Origin of the sequence: Serpentinimonas barnesii, assembly GCF_000696225.1 — a bacterium.
Taxonomy (GTDB): Bacteria; Pseudomonadota; Gammaproteobacteria; order Burkholderiales; family Burkholderiaceae_C; genus Serpentinimonas; species Serpentinimonas barnesii.
Window position 1 is genome coordinate 12,115 of sequence record NZ_BAWN01000004.1, and the last position, 18,811, is coordinate 30,925.

An 18,811-nucleotide genomic window follows, 5' to 3' on the forward strand; every position below is an offset into this window, starting at 1 on the left:
CATGCTGACGGCTCCCCCCACTGCTCTCGCTGCCCCTATGGGCATGGCCACCCGACTGCGGGGCTTTTTAGGGGCTGGTCTGAGCAGCCTGGCGCTGTTCGGGTTCGGATTCGGGCACGGCCCGGCTGCGGCCCAAGCGGGTGCGAGCCCGCCCGCCCTCCAATTGCAATTTCCCGGCCCACCCACCGCGCTCGACGCCGAGACTTTTTATCAGCTGCTGCTGGCCGAATTCAAATTGCAGCGCGGCGACCCGGGCGGCGCGCACTCCCTTATGCTCGACGCTGCGGTGCGCTTGCAACGCCCCGATCTGTTTCGCCGCGCCGTCGAAATGGCCCTGCAAGGCCGGGCCGGCAACTCCGCCTTCAACGCCGCGCGCGACTGGTCCAGCGCCTTTCCCCAGAGCGACGAGCCGCTGCGTTTTCAGTTGCAGATTTTGCTGGCCCTCAACCGCCCCGGTGAAATCGGCCCGGTGCTGCAGCGCCTGATCCAGCTCACCCCAGTCGAGCGGCGCCACGAGGTCATCAGCGCCATTCCGGCCACGCTGCACCGCCTGAGCGACCGCGCCGCCGCCCGGCGCGTGGTGCACGAGGCGCTGCAAGCCGCGCTGGCCGACCCCGCCACCGCCGCCACCGCGCACGCCGCCTTGGGGCGCATGGACCTGCTGCAAGGCGAGCGCCGGGCGGCCCTGCAAGCGGCGCAGCAGGCCCTGCGGCTCCAACCCGATTCGCAACCCGGTGCCGCCTTGGCGCTGGAGCTGCTGCAGCAGCAACACAGCGAAGCCGAGCCGCTGCTGCGCGCCTACCTTGACCGCAGCGACGCCGCCGATGCCACGCCGCGCCACGACCTGCACCTAGCCTACGCGCAAAGCCTGATCGAACTGCGGCGCGTCTCCGACGCCCAGCGCGAGCTGCGCCTGCTGACCGAGCGCGCGCCCAATCTGGCCCCGGCTTGGCTGCTGCAGGGGATTTTGCAGACCCAGTCGCGCCGGCCCGGCCCAGCGCGCATCGCCTTGCTGCGTTTTTTGGAGCTGGCCCCCGATCTGCCGGCTGAGCAAGGCGCTCGCGGGCGCACCCAAGCCTATCTGCACTTGGCTCAACTCGACGAATTGCAGCGCGATTTTGCCGCCGCTCAAGGCTGGCTCGATCGCATTGCCGACCCCGACGCGGCCGGCTTCTCGCTGCAGATTCGGCGCGCGCACCTGATGGCCCGCCAAGGGCAGGTCGAGGCGGCGCGGCAACTCTTGCGCCAACAACCCGAGTCAGACGACGCGCAGGCGCGGCGCAAGCTGGTGGCCGAAGCGCAACTGCTGCGCGAACTCGGCCAGTACGACAACGCCCTGCAGATTTACGGCCAGGCGCTGCAACGCTTCCCCGACGACCCCGACCTGCTCTACGAAAAAGCCCTCACCGCCAAACGCACCGGCCAATACGAGGCCATGGAGCAGATGCTGCGCCTGCTGATGCAGCGCCACCCCGACTACCACCACGCCTACAACGCCCTGGGCTATTCGCTGGCCGACCGCAACCTGCGCTTGCAAGAAGCGCGCTCGCTGATCCAAAAAGCCTTGGCCGTTGACCCCAACGACGCCTACATTCTCGACAGCATGGGCTGGGTCGAATTTCGCTTGGGCAACCACACCGAAGCGCTGCGGCTGTTGCTGCAAGCTTTTGAGCGTTTGCCCGACGCCGAGATCGCCGCCCATCTGGGCGAAGTGCACTGGGTACTGGGGCAGCGCGAGCAGGCGCTGGCCGTCTGGCGCCAAGGGCTGGAGCTCAACCCCGACAACGAAACCCTGCTCCAGACCATGCGCCGCCTGCAGGTCCAGCCATGAAACGCCCCGTTTGGTTGAGCCGCCGCCGGTGCGTGGTGGCGCTGGGTTGGGGCGCCGTGCTGGCGCTCGGCGGTTGCGCCAGCCCCGCACCCTTGCGCCCGCCGCTCCCCGAGGCCATGCCCACGCAAGCCAGCCCCGAGCCCACCCACTGGAGCGGCCGCTTGGCGCTGACGATCGAATCCGACCCGGTGCAGCACTTCAGCGCCAACTTTGAACTGTGGGGCAACGCCGACCAAGGCGGCCTGAGCCTGTCGAGCCCGCTGGGGCAGCAACTGGCGCTGGCCCAATGGGATGCGCAACAGGCGCTGCTGCAGCACAACGGGCGCAGCAACATCTATCCCAATATGGACCAGCTCAGCGCCGCCCTCACCGGCGTGGCGCTGCCGCTGCGGCCGCTGTTTGCGTGGCTGCGTGGGCAGCCGGCAGAACTCGAAGGCTGGCAGGCCGATCTCTCGCGCCACGCCCAAGGCCGGCTGCAGGCGCGGCGCTGGCAGCCCGCGCCGGCGGTTGAGTTGCGCCTGGTTTTGCACTGAGCGCCGCCGCTCCCCCCGCACCCCCTGCACCCCCTGCCCCTTCAGCAGCCCCATCGCCCCATGACCCTGCGCCAACTGCTCGACGTACCGGCTCCGGCCAAGCTCAACCTGTTTTTGCACATCGTCGGTCGGCGTGCCGACGGCTACCACCTGCTGCAATCGGTGTTTATGCTGATCGACTGGTGCGACACGCTGCATTTCGAGCGCCGCCAGGCGGGCCAGCTCAGCCGCCAAGACCTCAACAGCACCCAGGCCCTGCCCGAGCACGATCTGGTGCTGCGCGCCGCCCACGCCCTGCAAAGCGCCACCGGCTGCCCTTGGGGCGCACACATCGCGCTCGACAAACAGATCCCGCAGCAAGCTGGCTTGGGCGGCGGCTCGTCGGACGCGGCCAGCACCTTGCTGGCGCTCAACCAACTTTGGGGCTTGGGGCTGGGTGTTGCCGATTTGCAACGCATCGGCCTCGCCCTTGGGGCCGACGTGCCCTTCTTTCTGGGCGGACGCCATGCCTGGGTCGAAGGCATCGGCGAGTCCCTGCAGCCCATCGAGCTGCCGGAGGCGCGCTACCTGGTGCTCAAACCCCCCAGCGGCACCTCCACCCCCGAGATTTTTCGCCACCCCGGCTTGAAAAGAGACACGCCACGCGTTAGAATCGAAGACTTTGCTGCAAACAGCATGCAGGCGCAGCCAAGCGCATTTGGTTGCAACAACCTGCAGCCAGTGGCCCTTGAGCTGTGTCCCGACATCGCTTGGGGCCTTGAGTGGATGGCAAAGCAAAGTTTGGATGCGCGCATGTCCGGTTCCGGCAGCGCCTTGTTTGCGCCCTTGGTGCAAGAGCCGAGCTTAAGCAGCTTGCCAGCGCACTGGAGCGCCAGAATTTGCAGCAATTTGAGGGAGCATCCGCTGATCGGATGGTGTTAGCGGCTATAATCGCAGACGCTGTCCAATCCGAATCAGTGATGGTTCAGCACTGCATTCGGTGGCAGGCCTTCGGCCTGTTACCCGTGTAGGGGAGTCGCCAAGTTGGTTAAGGCACCGGATTTTGATTCCGGCATTCGAGGGTTCGAATCCTTCCTCCCCTGCCAAACCCTTTCATCTGCGCCGGTATTTCCATGCAATTTCAATCTCCTGTGCAAGCACCGGATTTCATGATCTTTACCGGCAATTCCAACCCGGTATTGGCGGCCGAAATCGCGCAGCATCTGCAAACGCCTCTGGGTGCGGCCAGCATCGGGCGCTTTTCCGACGGCGAGGTCACGGTCGAGATCACCCAAAACGTGCGCGCCCGCCACGTGTTCGTGATCCAGTCCACCTGCGCGCCCACCAACGAAAACCTGATGGAGCTGCTGATCATGGTCGATGCGCTCAAGCGCGCCTCGGCCGTCAGCATCTCGGCCGTCATTCCCTACTACGGCTATGCGCGCCAAGACCGGCGCCCACGCAGCAGCCGGGTGCCCATCAGCGCCAAAGTGGTGGCCAACATGCTGCAAGTGGTGGGTGTCAATCGGGTCCTGACCATGGACCTGCACGCCGACCAAATTCAGGGTTTTTTCGACATCCCGGTTGACAACATCTACGCCTCGCCGGTGCTGCTGAGCGACCTGCGCGCCAAAAACTACGAAAACCTGCTGGTGGTCTCGCCCGACGTTGGCGGCGTGGTGCGCGCCCGCGCCCTGGCCAAGCAGCTCGACTGCGACATGGCGATCATCGACAAGCGCCGCCCCAAACCCAATGTGTCCGAAGTGATGCACGTGATCGGCGACATCGAAGGCCGCAACTGCGTCATCATGGACGACATGATCGACACCGCCGGCACCCTGACCAAGGCCGCCGAGGTGCTCAAGGAGCGCGGCGCCAAGAGCGTCTATGCCTATTGCACGCACGCCATTTTTTCCGGCCCGGCGATCGAACGCATCGCCAAGGGCGGCGCGCTCGACGAGGTGGTGGTCACCAACACCATCCCCCTGAGCCAGGCCGCGCAGGCCTGCCCCAAAATCCGCCAACTCTCCGTGGCACCGCTGATGGCCGAAACCATCGTGCGCATTGCCAGCGGCGAGTCGGTCATGAGTTTGTTTGCCGACACCGACAGCGACTGATGCGCTGGATAGGCTGCGGCAGCCAAAGCCGCGCCAGCGCCCCTGGTTGGGTGCTGGCGTTTTTTTAATCTGGGTTCAGAGCTGGTCGCGGCCGGGCCCAAGCAGGAGTTGAAACATGAAATTTGTCGCTTTTGAGCGCAACACGCAAGGTACGGGTGCGAGCCGCCGTCTGCGCAATTCTGGCCGCACACCGGCCATCGTTTTTGGCGGGGAACAACAACCGATCGCCATCGAACTCGACCACAATGCCCTGTGGCACGCCGTGCACAAAGAGACCTTCCACGCCTCGGTGCTGGACATGGAACTCGGCGGCGCGGTGCAAAAAGTGCTGCTGCGCGATGTGCAGTACCACCCCTTCAAGCCGCTGGTGCTGCACGTGGACTTTCAGCGCGTCGATGACAAAACGCGCCTGCACAAGAAGGTGCCGCTGCACTTCATCAACGCCGACACCTCGCCGGCAGTGAAGATCGACAAGTGCACCGTCAACCACGTGCTGACCGAAGTCGAAATCGAGTGCCTGGCCATCCAGTTGCCCGAATTCATCGAAGTCGATCTGGGCCAAGCCGTCAAAGGCCAAGCCATCCACGCCAACGACCTCAAGCTGCCTGCAGGCGTCAAGCTGGTCACGCATGGCAAACCCAACCCGACGCTGGCCACCGTGATCGAGCCGGTGGAAGAAGTCATCATCGCCCCCGTGGCTTCTGCCGCTGGCGACAAAAAAGGCAAAAAAGCCAAGAAGTAAGTGCTGGCGCTCTGGTGCCCAAGCAGCGCCCAAGCTGCCGGTACCAGACCTGCGGCACCGCTTTGCAAGGCCCGCTCGTCGGGCCTTTTTCACGTACACGCGCCCCGCCTAAGGGGCCTGCCCGCTTCGTGGCTTGGCCGCGCAGCGGGTTTCGCTTAAGCTCACGCACATGTACAAACTGCTGGTCGGCCTGGGCAACCCCGGGCCCGAATACCACGACACGCGCCACAACGCCGGCGCCTGGTGGCTGGAGGCGGCGGCGCAAGCGCTCAAGGCCGAACTGCGCCCGGAGCGCAGCTTTTTTGGCCGCGCCGCCCGCACCCAAGTGGGCGAGCACACGCTCTGGCTGCTGGAGCCGAGCACCTACATGAACCGCAGCGGGCAGGCGGTGGCGGCGCTGGCGCGCTTTTACAAAATCGAGCCGCAGCAAATTTTGGTTGCGCACGACGAACTTGACCTGCCGCCGGGCGAAGTCAAGCTCAAGCGCGGCGGCGGCCATGCCGGCCACAATGGCCTGCGCGACATCCACGCCCAACTGGGCAGCGCCGACTACTGGCGGCTGCGCATCGGCATCGGGCACCCCGGCCACAAGGCCGAGGTGGTGCATTGGGTGCTCAAAAAACCCGCCCCGGAGCAGCGCAGCGCCATCGAGGAGGCGATCAGCCGCTCGCTGGCCGCCCTGCCCGAGTTGCTGGCGGGCCAGGTCGAGCGCGCCACCTCGGCCATCCACACCTCCAAGCCGGTGCGGCCCAAGCCGCCGCGCAATTCAAACGCTGCAAGCGCTTGATGTCAAACGCCGGTATTTCTGCTCTAGGCTGGCTCGGTCTTCGATGTGCAGCGGGTGCACCGGAATGCACTGCACCGGGCAGAGTTCGACGCACTGGGGCTGCTCAAAGTGGCCCACGCATTCGGTGCAGCGCGCTGGGTCGATCTGGTAGAAGTCGGGGCCCATCGAAATGGCCTGATTCGGGCACACGGGCTCGCAGACGTCGCAGTTGATGCACTCGGCGGTGATGGTCAGGGCCATGCGTGCCGCCCTTTCAGTGCAGGGCGGCGCTGTGGGCGCTGCGCAACTGCGCCGCCACCGCCGGGTTGACCAGGGCCGACACGTCGCCGCCAAGCTTGGCAATCTCGCGCACCAGGGTGCTCGAGATGCACTGCAAATCGGGCTGCGGCAGCACGAACACCGTCTCGACGCTGGGCAGCAGCTTGCGGTTCATGGCCGCCATCTGGGCCTCGTAGTCGAAATCGCTGGCGTTGCGGATGCCGCGCACCACCGCACAGGCCCCGTGCTGGCGGCAAAAGTCCATGATCAGGCCATCGAAGGGCAGCACGCGCACCTGGGGCCAGTCGGCCAGGCTCTGGCGCGCCAGGCTCAGGCGCTGCTCCAAGTTGAACTGGGTTTTTTTGTGGTGCGCAGCCGCCACGGCAACGATGAGCTGATCGAACAGGCGCGCTGCGCGCCCGATCACGTCCTCGTGCCCCAAGGTGAGCGGGTCGAAGGTGCCGCTGTAGACGGCCAAGCGCAGCTCGGAGGCAGGCTTGGTGGCGGGCTTTGCTGCAGGCTTGGGGGGGGCGGAGCGGCTCATGGGTGTGGATTATGCGCGGTGGCCGTGACGGTTGCATGGGGCAGCAGCGACAAACGTGGGTGATGCCCCAGCACCCTAGACTGGCTTGAGCAAATGGTAGTGCACCTGCCCGGCCCGGCCGTGGCGCTGCACCTGCAAGCCCAAGGGCTGGAGCATGGCCTCGCTCCATGGCAGCGGGGCTTCGAGGTAGATCAGGCCACCCGCCGCCAGCAGTGGGCGCGCGGCGGCCAAGGCCACTTGCACCGCCTCGGCGGTTGCAGAAAAAGGTGGATCCAAGAACACCACATCCCACGCGCCGGGCGCGGCCGAGCGCATCCATGCCAGCGCATCGGCCTGCTGCACCTGCACCTGCGCGGCACCCAGACGCTGCGCTTGGGCGCGCAGCGCCTGCACCAGCGCTGGGTCGCGCTCCAGCAGGCGCACCGCCGCCGCCCCGCGCGAGGCCGCCTCCAGCCCGAGCGCGCCGGTGCCGGCAAAGGCATCGAGGCAGCGCAGCCCGCGCAAATCTTGCCCGAGCCAGTTGAACAGGGTTTCGCGCACCCGATCGGGCGTGGGGCGCAAGCCCGGACTGTCGGGCACCTGCAGCTTGCTGCGCTTGTACAGGCCGCCGATCAGGCGCACGCTGCCGGGTGGGCGTGCGGGTTGTTGCGGGGCAGCCCCCTGCCCGGCGGCCTTGGCGGGGCGCTGGCGCGGCGACACCGCTGCAGCCGCTGCCGCCAAGCCTTGCCGGGGCACGCCCTGCGCCGCCAGCGGTTCGGCCAGTTCGCGCCGCCTCATGGTGCGGGGGCCCCAAACAGCACCGTCACCATGCGCTCGGGCTGCAGCACGCGCTGCAAGGCGCGGTGCACCTGCTCGCGGTTGAGCGCCGCCACCCGCGTGCTCCAGGTCTGCAAATCGTCCAGCGGCAGGTCGTTCCAAGCCAGCGCTGCCACTTCTTGCAGCAGCTCGCGGTTGCTGTCTAGGCGCAGCGCAAAGCCGTTGATCAGCGCCGCTTGGGCGTGTTCAAGCTCCTGCTGCGTGGGGCCTTGCTCCACGAAGCGGCGGATTTCCTGCTGCACCAGTTCCAGCGCCTGTTGCGCGCGCTGCGGCTCGGTGGTGGTCGCCACCAGAAAAGCCCCGGCATGGCGGCCGGGCACGAAGCGGCTGTGGATGTCGTAGGTCAGGCCACGACGCTCGCGCACCTCTTGCATCAGGCGCGAACTGAAACCGCTACCGCCCAGGATGTGGTTGCCCAGCATGAAGGCCAAAAAGTCCGGGTCGCGCCGCGCCAGGCCCGGCTGGCCGATCAGGAGCTGCGCCTGCGCCACGGCGAAGGGCTGCGCGATGGTGCGCCCTTGCGCCAGCGGCTGCACCTCGGGCAGCGGCGGCAAGGCGCTGCAGCCGTGCGGCTGCCAGCCAGCCAGCAGGTGGCGCACCAAGGCATCGGCGCGGCTGCGCTCGATGTCGCCCACCAGCGTGACGCGGGCCGTGCAGGCCTGCGCGTGGGTGCGCCAAAAGGCGCGCAGATGCTCGGCCTCGATGGCGGCCCAGGTTTCGGGCCGGGCCTGCTGGCCGTAGGGGTGTGCGCCATAGATGGCGGCCGTCAGCAACTGCTCGGCCAGCACCTCGGGTTCGGTTTGCGCTTGTTGCCAGCGCGCCACCCAGCGCGGGCGCTCGCGCTGCCACACCGGCGCGGCAAAGGCCGGGGCGGCAAGCTGCTGCGCGAGCAAATCCTGCGCCGCTTGCAGCAGCTCGGGCTGCGTCAGGGTGCGCAGGCGCAGGCTCAGGCGGTCGCGCGTGGCGGCGGCGCTGAACTGGGCCCCCAGATCGGCCCAGGCTTCGGCCAAGGCGTTTTCGTCCAGCGCTGGCCGGCCGGCGTGGGCCTGCACGCCTGCGCGCAGCAGCGCCGCCGTGGCTTGCGCCAGCCCGGCTTGGGGCGCGGGGTCGCGGCGGCTGCCGGCGTCGAGGTCGATCTGCACATCGAGCATGGGCAAACCAGGGTTGCTCACCAGATAGACCCGCGCCCCGCTGGGCTGCACCCAGTGCTCGATGGCCGGCGCGGCTTGGGCGAAACCAGACGCCATCAGGGCCAGGCCCAGCGCCAACAGCCTGCCCCAGCCCATAAACCGCGCCGCAGCGCCGCAAGAAATCAACTGCTTCATGGCGCCTGCTCCGGAATCAACACCCCCACGGTGAGCCGCTGCGCCGAAAAATGGCGCGCTGCCACCGCTTGCACCTGCTGCGGCGTGACCGCATTCAGGCGCCGCATGAGGCGCTCCGAACTGTCCACCGGCCAGCCCTGGGCCCAGTAGCTGCCCAGCAGCCGCGCCTGGGCAAACATCGAATCGCGCTGAAACACCTCGGCCGCCAGCCACTGGTTGCGCACCCGGCGCAGCTCAGCCTCGCTCACGCCCTCGCGCGCCACGCGGCCGATTTCGGCCACCAGCGCCGCCTCCAGCTCGGCCGGGCTCACCCCTTGCGCGGGGGTGCCCGAGAGCAAAAACAGTTGCGGCCCACGGCCCAGGTAGCCAAACGATGCGCTCACCTCCAGCGCCACCCGGCGCCCGGCTGCGCCCTGCACCAGTTGGCGCTCCAGCCGCGCCGCGCTGTGGCCGTCGAGCACACCGGCGAGCAGCAGCAGCGCCAGTGCGTCGGTGCTGGCGGCGTCGGTGGCGTCTGGGTGCGCCAGTTGCGGCACCTTGTAGCCCATCACCAGCAGGGGCCGGTCGGTGCGGCCCACGTATTCAATGCGGCGCGTGCCGCGCTGCTCGGGCTCGGTCTGCGGCTTGCGCTCGGGCACGGCGCGCGCGGGAAGGGCGCCGAAATAGCGCTCGGCCCAGGCGCGCACCTGCGCCACCTCTACGTCGCCTACCACCACCAGCGCCGCGTTGCCCGGCACATACCAGCGCCGGTAAAAAGCGCGCGCGTCCTCGGGCTGGAGCGAGTTCAGGTCGCTCATCCAGCCGATGATCGGGCGCCGGTAGGGGTGCGCCAGCCAGGCGCTGGCCGTGAACACCTCGAACATGCGCGCCTGCGCCGATTCCTCCACCATCTGGCGCCGCTCTTCTTTGATGACCGACATTTCGCGCCAGAACGCCTCGTCGGGCCAGGCGTTGTGGGCAAAGCGGTCGGCCTCCAGCCGCATCACGTCGGGCAGCCGGGTGGCCGGGATTTGTTGGTGAAAAGAGGTCACGTCGCGGCTCACAAAGGCGTTGTCGCGCCCGCCCATGGCCGCCACCAGGCGCGAAATCTCGCCCTCGGGCACAGTCGGCGTGCCTTTGAATAGCATGTGCTCGACCACATGCGCCACGCCCGACTGGCCATCGACCTCGTCCATCGAGCCCGCGCGCAGCCACAGCATCTGCAATGCCGTGGGGGCGCGCCGGTCGGGCTTGATGATCAGCGTCAGGCCGTTGGCCAGGGTGAACTGCTGCACCGTGGCGGGGGCTGTGGCGGGGGCTGGCGTCTGGGCGTAGGCGTGGACGGGCAGCAGCAAGCCAAGCAGCGCAGCCCACAGCAGCAGCCAAGATCGGAGCCGCCCACGCAACAAAATCGGGGGTGGCAAAGCAGGTTTCATAGAATGCATGGTTCAGATTGTCTACCAGATGGCCCAGTCAAGCCTGCGCGCTTCTCAATGAGCGCTTGGGCATGGATTCCTTAAGCGAGCCCCATGTTCAGTTACCTGAAGAAAAAATTTTTTGGCAGCAGCCCGACCGAGCCAGAAGTGCCGGTCGAGCCCAATGCGCCAGCCGTGCCTGCCGTGCCTGCCGTGCCTGCCGTGCCGCCCGCACCCCTTGCGCCCAATGCAGCGGTCAAGCCCGACACACCCACCTCCGAACCAGCGCCCAGCCCCGCCCCCAGCCGACTGTCTTGGTATGAGCGGCTCAAAACCGGCTTGCGCAAAACCGGCAGCAGCATCGGCAGCGTGTTCACCGGCACCCAGATCGACGAGGCGCTGTACGAAGAGCTCGAAGCCGCGCTGCTGCAAGCCGACACCGGGGTGCAGGCCACCCAATTTTTGCTCGACGACCTGCGCCGCCGCGTCAAGGCCAGCAAAGCCACCGACCCGGCCGCGGTCAAGGGGCTGCTGGCCGAGGCGCTGGCCGATTTGCTGCGGCCCTTGCAGCAGTCCTTGCCCATCGGGGCCCAGGCGGATGGCCCCACCGTGCTGATGATCGCCGGCGTCAACGGCGCCGGCAAGACCACCACCATCGGCAAACTCACCTGGCACCTGAGCCACGCCGGGGCCAGCGTGCTGCTGGCGGCGGCCGACACCTTCCGCGCTGCGGCGCGCGAGCAGCTCGGGGTTTGGGCCACGCGCAACACGGTCGAAATCATCAGCCAGCAAGGCGGCGACCCGGCGGCGGTGAGCTTCGACGCCGTGACTGCCGGGCGCGCACGCGGGCGCGACGTGGTGCTGATCGACACCGCCGGCCGCTTGCCGACCCAGTTGCACCTGATGGAAGAACTGAAAAAAATCAAGCGCGTGATCCAGAAAGCCGACCCCAGCGCACCGCACGAGGTGCTGCTGGTGATCGACGGCAACACCGGGCAAAACGCGCTGGCGCAGGTCAAGGCCTTCGACGCCGCGCTGGGCCTCACCGGGCTGGTGGTGACCAAGCTCGACGGCACCGCCAAAGGCGGCGTGCTGGCCGCCATTGCCATCTGGGGGCGCGAGCGCGGGGCCGTGGTGCCGGTGTATTTCATTGGCGTGGGCGAACAACTCGAAGACTTGCAGCCTTTTGACGCGCACGAATTTGCCAGCGCCTTGCTGGGCTAAGAGCAAGCCTTGCGCATGCGCACACAAGCCTTGTCGCCCAGATCGGATCTGGCCTCGTGGTTTTCCCTGGATCTCACCCTCAACCAAGGGCAAACACTTAGGTCTAGGCCGGCCCCCTGTAAGATTGCTGTCGGCAGCAGCCCTAAAATGGCAGCAATCAAAATATCAGCATTCATGGATACATCGCCATCCGTGCATTCGTCATTTAGTCCAAGGAGACCGCAACGATGAAAGTCCTCACCAAATTCATGGCCATCGGCCTGCTCGGAGCAGCTGCGCTGACAGCGCAGGCTCAGACCCCTGCTGCTGCACCGGCGGCGGCTGCAGCGGCTGCAACGCCAGCGGCCACGCCCACCCCGGCACAGATCCGCCTGTGGGCTTCTGCCTGCATGACTTGCCACGGCACGCTCGGGCGCGCCCAGCCCGGCATGGAATCCCTGGCCGGCATGAACCGCGAAGACATGACGCGCAAAATGATCAACTTCAAGACGGGTCGCGCCCCAGCGACCATCATGCACCACATCGCGCGTGGCTACAGCGACGAGCAAATCGCCGCCATCTCTGGCTACTTTGCCGCCCTGCCCCGCTGAACCAGGAGACCGAACCATGAAACGTCGTCAATTCGTACAAACGCTGTCTGCGGCTTCGGCCCTCGGCACCGCTGGCCTGCTCAGCGGCTGCGCCTCGGGTCCTGCCGGTGCCGGTGCCGCACACGTGGTGGTGGTGGGCGGGGGCTATGGTGGCGCCACGGCCGCCAAACACATCCGCATGTTTTCTGAGGGCCGGGTGCGCGTCACCCTGATCGAGCCCAACCCGCAGTTCATTTCCTGCCCGATCTCGAATCTGGTGATCGGCGGGCAGCGCAACATGGACTTCATCACCCACAGCTACGACAGCCTGCAAAACCGCCACGGCGTGCGCATGGTGCGCGATTCGGTTACAGCCATTGACGCCGTGCGCCGCACCGTGCGCCTGGCCGGTGGCAGCGAAATCGGCTACGACCGCCTGATCGTCTCGCCTGGCATCGACTTCATGTGGCAGGGCCTGCCCGGCATGGCCAGCCCAGAAGCCCGCGCGCGCATGCTGCACGCCTGGAAAGCGGGCGAGCAAACCGTGGCGCTGCGGCGCCAGCTCGAAGCCATGCCCGACGGGGGCGTGTATGCCATCAACATCCCGGCCGTGCCCTATCGCTGCCCGCCCGGCCCCTACGAGCGCGCCTGCTTGGTGGCCAACTACTTCAAAAAGGCCAAGCCGCGCAGCAAGGTCATCATTTTTGATGCCAACCCCGAAATCCAGTCCAAGCGCGGGCTGTTCAGCCGGGTGTTCGAGCAAGATTTCAAAGGCACGCTCGAATACCGCCCCGGCCATGTGCTCACCGATGTGCATGCCCCCACCAACGCCATGCGCTTTGAGGTGCAGGACGAATTCAGGCCGGCGGTGGCCAACGTGCTGCCGTCCATGCGCGCCGGCGACTTGGCCTTGCGTGCGGGTTTGGCCAACGTCAACAACCGCTGGTGCGAAGTGAACTTCCAGACCTTCGAATCGGTCGTGGCCCCCAACATCCACGTGCTGGGCGACGCGATCCAGGGTTCACCCGGCATGCCCAAGTCGGGCCACATGGCCAACCAGCATGGCAAGGTCTGCGCCATGGCCGTGGTTTCGCTGCTGCAGGGGCAGCCGGTGCCGCAGTTGCCGATCATCGCCAACACCTGCTACAGCTTCGTCAACGACACCGACGCCATTCACGTCTCCAGCGTACACCGCTGGGACGCCGAGCGCCGTACCCTGCTCACCGTGCCGGGCTCGGGCGGTGTATCGGTTGCTCCCAACGAGATGGAAGGACGCTATGCCATCGGCTGGGCGCTCAACATCTGGGCGGATACATTGGGTTGATCCCGCCCCCTGCACCACCCTGTTAAAAAATCCACCCCTGCTGCGGCAGGGGTTTTCTTGGCACCTTGCAGTTTGCTCGCACCATGAAACCCAAATCACTTAGCGCCTGGCTGGGCGGTCTGCTGGCCGCTGTGGCCGTCTCCTTGGCTCCTTCCGTCGCTTGGGCGCAAGCCGATCAGGTGCGGGCGCAGCGCCTGCACATGGGTTCGTGCTTTATTTGTCACGGCGCGCAAGGAGAATCGACCAGTGAAATGTTTCCCCGCTTGGCGGGGCAAAATGCCGAGTACATCGCCGCGCAGTTGCTGGCTTACCAAACCGGACAACGTCAGCACACCGCCATGGCCAACGCGGTGGCGCGCCTAACGCGAGACGAAATGCTGGCCTTGGGGCGTTTTTACGAGCAACTGACACCCCCGCGCGATCCCGCTCAAGACCCGATGCTCGCCGGCATGGGCAAGTACATTTACCACCACGGCAACCGTTTTACTGGCGTGCCCTCTTGCGCCAGTTGCCACGGCGCCGATGCGCGCGGTGCCGCCACCTTGCCGCGCCTAGCCAACCAGATTCCGGCCTACCTCAAGCACTCGCTCAAGCAGTTCAACACCCGCCAGCGCACCGACGCCAACATGGTGATGCACATGGTGGCCGAGCGCATGACCGAACTTGAAATGGCCGCCGTGGCCGAGTACCTGGGCGCGAAGTAAGGGTTCAGTGGGCTGCGTCGGGGTCGGTACCGCGCAGCTTTTCGTGGATGCGCCGCACCGTGCGCCAAACCCCATACAGCACCACCGGAATCAAGGCCCCGACGGCGATCTCGGGCTGTATCGGCACCCCGGCCTGCTCCACCGCCTTGGCCGCATACAGCAGCAGGCTGATCACGTAGTAAGAAATCGCCGCAATCGACAAGCCCTCCACCGTGGACTGCAAGCGCAGTTGCAGCGCCTGCCCACGCGTGAGTTTTTCCAGCAACTGCTGGTTCTGGCCTTCGGTGGCAATGTCGACGCGGGTGCGCAGCAAGGCGCTGGCGCGCGAGACGCGCTCCGACAAGGTGCTCAGCCGCTGTTCGGTGGAGGCCACCGTGGCCATGGCGGGCGACAAGCGCCGGCGCATGAACTCCCCGATGGTCTGGGTGCCGGGCACCGGTGTTTCGCGCAATTCGGCGATGCGCTGCGCCACCAGGGCATCGTAGGCGCGGGTGGCCGAAAAACGGTAGGAATGCTGGGCAATCGCCTTTTCCACCCGGGCCGCCAGCGCCACCAGGGTATCGAGCAAGGACTGATCCGATTGCTGGTTGTGCTCTAGGCTGGCAGTGATCTGAGCCAGTTGCGCCTCGGCTTGCGCCAACTCGGGCGCCAAGTCTTTGGCGGTGGGCAAGCCGCGCAGCGCCATCAGGCGGTAGGTTTCCACTTCCAGCAGGCGCTGAACGATGCGGCCCGCGCGGGTTTCGGTGGTGTCGGGCGCAGCCAGCACCAGCATGCGCTCAAAACCGCTAGTGCGCAAGCGGAAATCGGTCAGCACCATGGAATGGCGCTGGTTGCCCATCAGCGAAGCCGCCAGCGTGTGTTCACCCAAACGGGGCCGAAGCCGCTCCAGCAGGGCCTGCGGCTGCGACAGATCGGCCGCCAGCAAGGCCAATTCGATGGCGCAAAAGGTGCGCCCCGGCACCTGTGCCAGCCAGCCCTCGGGCAACAGGCGTTGCAACTGCCACTGCTCGCCTTCAAACCAGCCAGCGGGCTCGGCCTGCATGGGCAACACCAGCGAATAGCGCGTGAACTCGCTGTGGCGCTCCCACTTCAGGGTGTAGCCGGGCAGCGCCAAACGCAGAAAATTGTCTTGCAGGTCGGGCAGCCCGAGCTGCTCTTGACCGGGTAAGCGGCGCAGCAGGTCGAGCTCGGCCTGACGGCTCACGCCGTCGTTGAAAACCGCCAAATAGAGCACCCCCGCCGGCAGCGCCAAACGCGCTGGCGGCCGCGCATGCACTTCGTCGTGCAAGACGCGCCGCAGCGCGTCGTCGGGGGGCAGAGTGACTGGGCTCAAGCGCCGAGTTTTTCCTTGATGCGCGCCGATTTGCCGCTGCGCTGGCGCAGGTAGTAGAGCTTGGCGCGGCGCACGGCACCGCGGCGCTTGACCTCGATGCGCTCGATGCGTGGGCTGTAGAGCGGGAAGGTGCGCTCAACGCCTTCGCCGTTGGAGATTTTGCGCACGATAAAGCCCGAGTTCAGGCCACGGTTGCGCCGTGCAATCACCACGCCTTCGTAGGCCTGCACGCGCTTGCGTGTGCCTTCAACCACGTTGACGTGCACGATCACCGTGTCGCCAGGGGAGAAATCGGGGATTTGCTTGTTGAGACGAGCGATTTCTTCTTGCTCGAGGATCTGGATCAGATTCATGGCTTCCTGTTTACCGATCGTGGTCGCGCTGCACTAAAGGCCCCATAACCCGGCACACCCAGGTGCAAGGTTGGCCTGCAATGTGCAGGCCGAGGGCGGCCGACCAGAGGATCGAAAGCCCGCGATTATAGCTTGCTTTTGGCGTGCTTAGGCTCGCCGAGCTTAGGCCCGCCACCCTCGGCATGGCAATCTCGGAGCAAATCGGGCCGCAAGCGCGTGGTGGCGTCGCGCCGTTGCTGCAAGCGCCAGGCCTCGATGCGCGCATGGTGCCCCGATAGCAGCACCTCGGGCACCTCGGCCTCGCCTTGGGGGCCGCACCAGCGCTCGGGCCGGGTGTAATGCGGGCAGTCGAGCAAGCCGGCGATGGCCGGGTTGAAGCTGTCTTGCTGGTGGCTCAGCGCATCGTTGAGCACGCCAGGCAAGAGCCGCGCCACGGCATCGAGCAGCGCCAGCGCCGCCAGCTCGCCACCCGAGAGCACAAAATCGCCCAGGCTGATCTGGCCATCGACGCACTGGTCGATGAAGCGCTGGTCTATGCCCTCGTAGCGTCCGCACACCAAAATCGCTCCGCTGGCCTGCGCCTGCTCGGCCACCACGGCGTGATCCAGCCGCCGCCCTTGGGGGCTAAACAGCAGCGTGGGCACCGCCGGCAGCCCGAGCTGGGCGCGCTCGGCGCGGATCGCCTCCCAGCAGCGCCGCAGCGGCTCGGCCAGCATGACCATGCCGGGCCCGCCGCCAAAGGGGCGGTCATCGACGCGCCGATATGGCCCTTCGGCAAAGTCGCGCAAGGGCCACAGGCGCAGCTGCAAAGCCCCCGATTCGTAGGCGCGGCGCGTGATGCCGTGCTGCATGAAGGGCTCAAACAGCTCAGGGAACAGGGTGATGAGGTCAAAGCGCATGATCAAAAGACAGCGCAATGGGGCAGCGCAATGCGGGTGCGCTTAATAATCGAGCTGCCAATCGACCGTGATGCGCCGCGCCGCCAGATCGACCGCATCGACGTAGGCCGAGACAAAGGGAATCATGCGCTCGGCCACTTTGCCCTCGGCGGACAGGTACTCTAGGCACAGCACGCTGTGCGGGCCGGTGGTGAGCAGGTCGCGCACCACGCCCATCGGCTCGCCTTGGCGGTTGAATACGTCGAGCCCGATCAGGTCGACCCAATAAAATTCGTCGCCGCTGGCCGCAGCAGGGAAATCGGCGCGCGCCACGTAAATGCGCGCCCCTTTGAGCGCTTCGGCGGCGTTGCGGTCGGGCACTTCGGCCAGTTGCGCCACCAAGCCGTCGGCATGGGGCTTGATGCTGTGCACCCGCACCTCGACGCTGCCCTCAAAGGCATCAAAGCCCCTGGCAAAAGGGGCCTCGGGGGGCAGCAAATACCAGCGCCAGGCATGCAACAAGGCTTCGGGCTTGGCGCTGTGGCAGTGCAAGCGCACCCAGCCCTTGATGCCCCAGGCCTCTTGGATCCGGCCCAACTCCACCGCGTCGGCAGGCAGCGATGCGGGCTTGAGTCCGGTTAGGGCGACCATGGGGCAAGGGGCGGCAAATAACGGCAAATGGCAGCAGCGCCACAGCCGCAGCCAAATTAGGCCGCGACGGCCGTGGCTTTGGCGGCTTGCTTGAACAGGCGCACCGCGGTGTCGGAGGGCTGCGCGCCCACGCTCAACCAGTAATTGAGCCGGTCTTGGGCTACCCGCAGCGGCTCTTCGCCACCGGTGGCCATCGGGTTGTAAAAACCGATGCGCTCGATGAAGTTGCCGTCGCGGCGGCTGCGCTTGTCGGCCACTACGATGTTGTAAAACGGGCGCGCCTTGGCGCCGCCACGGGAGAGTCGAATGACGACCATAGTTGAATCCTTCGGGTGGAGCAAAGCCCCACGAAAAAGCCTCGCAACGCCTGAGACACACAACTGACCACCCGGCCAGCGAAACGTTGGGAACCCATGATTGTAGCCGATGGCCGGTGTCTTCCCAAAATATTAGAGATCCACCAGCCACGACAGCAGCAGCATCCAGCCGCTGAGCGTGAGCAGCGCCAGCAGGGTCGAGACGCCCATCGTCGCGGTCGTCAAATCCTGCACCACCCGGTAGCGCTGCGCGAACAAATACACATTGGCCCCCACCGGCAAGCCGGCCGCCACCACCAGCACCACCAAGGCCAGGCCCTCGATCCCAAAAGCCCAGGCGCTGGCACCCACCATCAAGGGCAGCAGCAGGTTCTTGCTCAGGGCCAGCCCCAGCGCCGGCTGCCAGTGGCCGCACAGGCTCAGGCCCGCCAGGCTTACCCCCACCAGCACCAGCGCCAGCGGGCCAAAGGCGCTGCCCAGCAGTTGCAGCGGCAGCTGCACCACTTGCGGCAGCGCCCAGCCAGTCTGGGCAAACAGCAGCCCGCAAATGATGGGCAGCGGCACCGGGTGGATGAGGGCGCTTTTGATGGCCGAGGCGGCGATCCGAACGATGCGCTGCGGCGTCAAGGGGCTGGCATGCTGTGCGCCCTCCTCGCGCGCCTGCGCCAATTCCAACAAGATCGTCGCCGCCGTGAGCAGCACCAGCGAGTGCACCGAAATCAGCGTCAGCAGCGTCACCAGCCCGTCTTGCCCATAGGCCAGCTTGACCAGCATGATGCCGATCATGACCAAATTGCTGAAGGTGCCCGCCAAGGCCAGCACCACGCTGCGGCAGCTCAGGCCGCGCAACAGCACGCTGAACCCAAACAGCAACCCGACCGCCACAAAATAGGCCCCGACCGGGCGCAAGTCGAGCTCGTCGATCTGCACCGTGCTCATGGTGGTAAACAGCAGCGCCGGGCCCAGCACCAAAAACACCAGGTTCGACAAATCCTGCACCGATGCGCTGCGAATCCAGCGCATCTGGCCGGCCAGGTAGCCGACTCCGATCAGCAAAAAAACCGGAGTCAGCGACAAAAAAACGGGGTGTTCGGTCAAAGCCACCGCCAGAGTGTAGCCAAGCCCGGCACGC

At 66.5% G+C, this 18,811-nt stretch carries 21 protein-coding genes and 1 tRNA gene; 11 read left to right on the top strand and 11 right to left on the bottom strand.

The genetic code is table 11. From position 1 onward, the window contains the following. Positions 1-43 precede the first annotated feature (43 nt). From SRAH_RS00900 to pth, 7 genes are all read left to right on the top strand, one after another. Complete coding sequence (locus SRAH_RS00900) at positions 44-1,831, top strand: tetratricopeptide repeat protein (RefSeq protein WP_149028895.1); 1,788 nt, start codon at positions 44-46, stop codon at positions 1,829-1,831. Continuing rightward, positions 1,828-2,364, top strand: a complete 537-nt coding sequence (locus SRAH_RS00905) for a lipoprotein insertase outer membrane protein LolB (RefSeq protein WP_029461477.1) — start codon at positions 1,828-1,830, stop codon at positions 2,362-2,364. Before SRAH_RS00900 ends, SRAH_RS00905 begins: the two co-directional genes overlap by 4 nt. A 66-nt stretch (positions 2,365-2,430) precedes the next feature. Further along, complete coding sequence (gene ispE / locus SRAH_RS00910) at positions 2,431-3,285, top strand: 4-(cytidine 5'-diphospho)-2-C-methyl-D-erythritol kinase (RefSeq protein WP_029461478.1); 855 nt, start codon at positions 2,431-2,433, stop codon at positions 3,283-3,285. 87 nt (positions 3,286-3,372) lie between these two features. Then, positions 3,373-3,449, top strand: a tRNA-Gln gene (locus SRAH_RS00915). Between the two features lie 45 nt (positions 3,450-3,494). Continuing rightward, the gene (locus SRAH_RS00920; RefSeq protein WP_029461479.1) at positions 3,495-4,460 is read left to right on the top strand and encodes a ribose-phosphate pyrophosphokinase; all 966 of its coding nucleotides are present in this window, start codon (positions 3,495-3,497) and stop codon (positions 4,458-4,460) included. Between the two features lie 115 nt (positions 4,461-4,575). Further along, complete coding sequence (locus SRAH_RS00925; protein WP_029461480.1) at positions 4,576-5,202, top strand: 50S ribosomal protein L25/general stress protein Ctc; 627 nt, start codon at positions 4,576-4,578, stop codon at positions 5,200-5,202. 169 nt (positions 5,203-5,371) lie between these two features. Further along, complete coding sequence (gene pth / locus SRAH_RS00930; protein WP_029461481.1) at positions 5,372-5,989, top strand: aminoacyl-tRNA hydrolase; 618 nt, start codon at positions 5,372-5,374, stop codon at positions 5,987-5,989. On the opposite strand, the gene SRAH_RS00935 is transcribed toward pth, so the two are convergent. The 5 genes from SRAH_RS00935 to SRAH_RS00955 form a co-directional block, all read right to left on the bottom strand. Continuing rightward, a complete protein-coding gene (locus SRAH_RS00935) occupies positions 5,969-6,229 on the bottom strand; it encodes a YfhL family 4Fe-4S dicluster ferredoxin (RefSeq protein WP_029461482.1) in 261 nt (86 codons plus the stop codon). The two genes, pth and SRAH_RS00935, sit on opposite strands and share 21 nt — an antisense overlap. 13 nt (positions 6,230-6,242) lie before the next feature. Further along, entirely contained in the window at positions 6,243-6,791 is a 549-nt protein-coding gene (gene coaD / locus SRAH_RS00940; protein WP_082209995.1) for a pantetheine-phosphate adenylyltransferase, read from the bottom strand. 75 nt (positions 6,792-6,866) lie between these two features. Then, on the bottom strand, positions 6,867-7,568 hold the full coding sequence (gene rsmD, locus SRAH_RS00945; RefSeq protein ID WP_082209996.1) for a 16S rRNA (guanine(966)-N(2))-methyltransferase RsmD: 702 nt from the start codon (positions 7,566-7,568) through the stop codon (positions 6,867-6,869). Beyond that, the gene (locus SRAH_RS00950) at positions 7,565-8,932 is read right to left on the bottom strand and encodes a M16 family metallopeptidase (protein WP_082209997.1); all 1,368 of its coding nucleotides are present in this window, start codon (positions 8,930-8,932) and stop codon (positions 7,565-7,567) included. The genes rsmD and SRAH_RS00950 overlap by 4 nt, the downstream gene beginning before the upstream one ends. Further along, positions 8,929-10,347 carry a M16 family metallopeptidase gene (locus tag SRAH_RS00955; protein WP_149028896.1) on the bottom strand — a complete coding sequence of 473 codons (1,419 nt, stop codon included), beginning with the start codon at positions 10,345-10,347 and terminating at the stop codon, positions 8,929-8,931. The genes SRAH_RS00950 and SRAH_RS00955 overlap by 4 nt, the downstream gene beginning before the upstream one ends. A gap of 93 nt (positions 10,348-10,440) precedes the next feature. Here SRAH_RS00955 and ftsY point away from each other — a divergent pair, with 93 nt between their 5' ends. The 4 genes from ftsY (at position 10,441) to SRAH_RS00975 (ending at position 14,147) form a co-directional block, all read left to right on the top strand. Then, positions 10,441-11,550 (top strand): signal recognition particle-docking protein FtsY, encoded by a 1,110-nt coding sequence (ftsY, locus tag SRAH_RS00960; protein WP_029461487.1) that lies wholly within the window; start codon positions 10,441-10,443, stop codon positions 11,548-11,550. A 227-nt stretch (positions 11,551-11,777) separates the two neighbouring features. Further along, positions 11,778-12,140 carry a c-type cytochrome gene (locus SRAH_RS00965; RefSeq protein ID WP_052369032.1) on the top strand — a complete coding sequence of 121 codons (363 nt, stop codon included), beginning with the start codon at positions 11,778-11,780 and terminating at the stop codon, positions 12,138-12,140. Between the two features lie 16 nt (positions 12,141-12,156). Continuing rightward, entirely contained in the window at positions 12,157-13,443 is a 1,287-nt protein-coding gene (locus tag SRAH_RS00970; protein WP_029461489.1) for an NAD(P)/FAD-dependent oxidoreductase, read from the top strand. An 83-nt stretch (positions 13,444-13,526) separates the two neighbouring features. Continuing rightward, positions 13,527-14,147, top strand: coding sequence for a c-type cytochrome (locus SRAH_RS00975; RefSeq protein ID WP_029461490.1), 621 nt, complete (start codon positions 13,527-13,529; stop codon positions 14,145-14,147). A gap of 4 nt (positions 14,148-14,151) precedes the next feature. On the opposite strand, the gene SRAH_RS00980 is transcribed toward SRAH_RS00975, so the two are convergent. The 6 genes from SRAH_RS00980 to SRAH_RS01005 form a co-directional block, all read right to left on the bottom strand. Further along, positions 14,152-15,480, bottom strand: a complete 1,329-nt coding sequence (locus SRAH_RS00980) for a DUF3422 family protein (protein ID WP_029461491.1) — start codon at positions 15,478-15,480, stop codon at positions 14,152-14,154. Further along, on the bottom strand, positions 15,477-15,833 hold the full coding sequence (gene rplS, locus SRAH_RS00985) for a 50S ribosomal protein L19 (protein ID WP_029461492.1): 357 nt from the start codon (positions 15,831-15,833) through the stop codon (positions 15,477-15,479). Before rplS ends, SRAH_RS00980 begins: the two co-directional genes overlap by 4 nt. Positions 15,834-15,958: 125 nt before the next feature. After that, on the bottom strand, positions 15,959-16,732 hold the full coding sequence (gene trmD, locus SRAH_RS00990; protein WP_045475715.1) for a tRNA (guanosine(37)-N1)-methyltransferase TrmD: 774 nt from the start codon (positions 16,730-16,732) through the stop codon (positions 15,959-15,961). Positions 16,733-16,774: 42 nt separating this feature from the next. Then, a complete protein-coding gene (rimM, locus tag SRAH_RS00995) occupies positions 16,775-17,362 on the bottom strand; it encodes a ribosome maturation factor RimM (RefSeq protein WP_029461494.1) in 588 nt (195 codons plus the stop codon). A 56-nt stretch (positions 17,363-17,418) separates the two neighbouring features. Then, positions 17,419-17,679, bottom strand: coding sequence for a 30S ribosomal protein S16 (gene rpsP, locus SRAH_RS01000; RefSeq protein ID WP_029461495.1), 261 nt, complete (start codon positions 17,677-17,679; stop codon positions 17,419-17,421). Positions 17,680-17,811: 132 nt separating this feature from the next. Further along, on the bottom strand, positions 17,812-18,783 hold the full coding sequence (locus SRAH_RS01005) for an AEC family transporter (RefSeq protein ID WP_029461496.1): 972 nt from the start codon (positions 18,781-18,783) through the stop codon (positions 17,812-17,814). Positions 18,784-18,811: the final 28 nt, after the last annotated feature.

Coding starts and splice junctions, on each gene's coding strand:
- SRAH_RS00900 (WP_149028895.1), top strand. CDS start 44: ATGGCCACCCGACTGCGGGGCTTTTTAGGGGCTGGTCTGAGCAGCCTG.
- SRAH_RS00905 (WP_029461477.1), top strand. CDS start 1,828: ATGAAACGCCCCGTTTGGTTGAGCCGCCGCCGGTGCGTGGTGGCGCTG.
- SRAH_RS00925 (WP_029461480.1), top strand. CDS start 4,576: ATGAAATTTGTCGCTTTTGAGCGCAACACGCAAGGTACGGGTGCGAGC.
- pth (WP_029461481.1), top strand. CDS start 5,372: ATGTACAAACTGCTGGTCGGCCTGGGCAACCCCGGGCCCGAATACCAC.
- SRAH_RS00935 (WP_029461482.1), bottom strand. CDS start 6,229: ATGGCCCTGACCATCACCGCCGAGTGCATCAACTGCGACGTCTGCGAG.
- coaD (WP_082209995.1), bottom strand. CDS start 6,791: ATGAGCCGCTCCGCCCCCCCCAAGCCTGCAGCAAAGCCCGCCACCAAG.
- rsmD (WP_082209996.1), bottom strand. CDS start 7,568: ATGAGGCGGCGCGAACTGGCCGAACCGCTGGCGGCGCAGGGCGTGCCC.
- SRAH_RS00950 (WP_082209997.1), bottom strand. CDS start 8,932: ATGAAGCAGTTGATTTCTTGCGGCGCTGCGGCGCGGTTTATGGGCTGG.
- SRAH_RS00955 (WP_149028896.1), bottom strand. CDS start 10,347: ATGAAACCTGCTTTGCCACCCCCGATTTTGTTGCGTGGGCGGCTCCGA.
- ftsY (WP_029461487.1), top strand. CDS start 10,441: ATGTTCAGTTACCTGAAGAAAAAATTTTTTGGCAGCAGCCCGACCGAG.
- SRAH_RS00965 (WP_052369032.1), top strand. CDS start 11,778: ATGAAAGTCCTCACCAAATTCATGGCCATCGGCCTGCTCGGAGCAGCT.
- SRAH_RS00970 (WP_029461489.1), top strand. CDS start 12,157: ATGAAACGTCGTCAATTCGTACAAACGCTGTCTGCGGCTTCGGCCCTC.
- SRAH_RS00975 (WP_029461490.1), top strand. CDS start 13,527: ATGAAACCCAAATCACTTAGCGCCTGGCTGGGCGGTCTGCTGGCCGCT.
- rplS (WP_029461492.1), bottom strand. CDS start 15,833: ATGAATCTGATCCAGATCCTCGAGCAAGAAGAAATCGCTCGTCTCAAC.
- trmD (WP_045475715.1), bottom strand. CDS start 16,732: ATGCGCTTTGACCTCATCACCCTGTTCCCTGAGCTGTTTGAGCCCTTC.
- rimM (WP_029461494.1), bottom strand. CDS start 17,362: ATGGTCGCCCTAACCGGACTCAAGCCCGCATCGCTGCCTGCCGACGCG.
- rpsP (WP_029461495.1), bottom strand. CDS start 17,679: ATGGTCGTCATTCGACTCTCCCGTGGCGGCGCCAAGGCGCGCCCGTTT.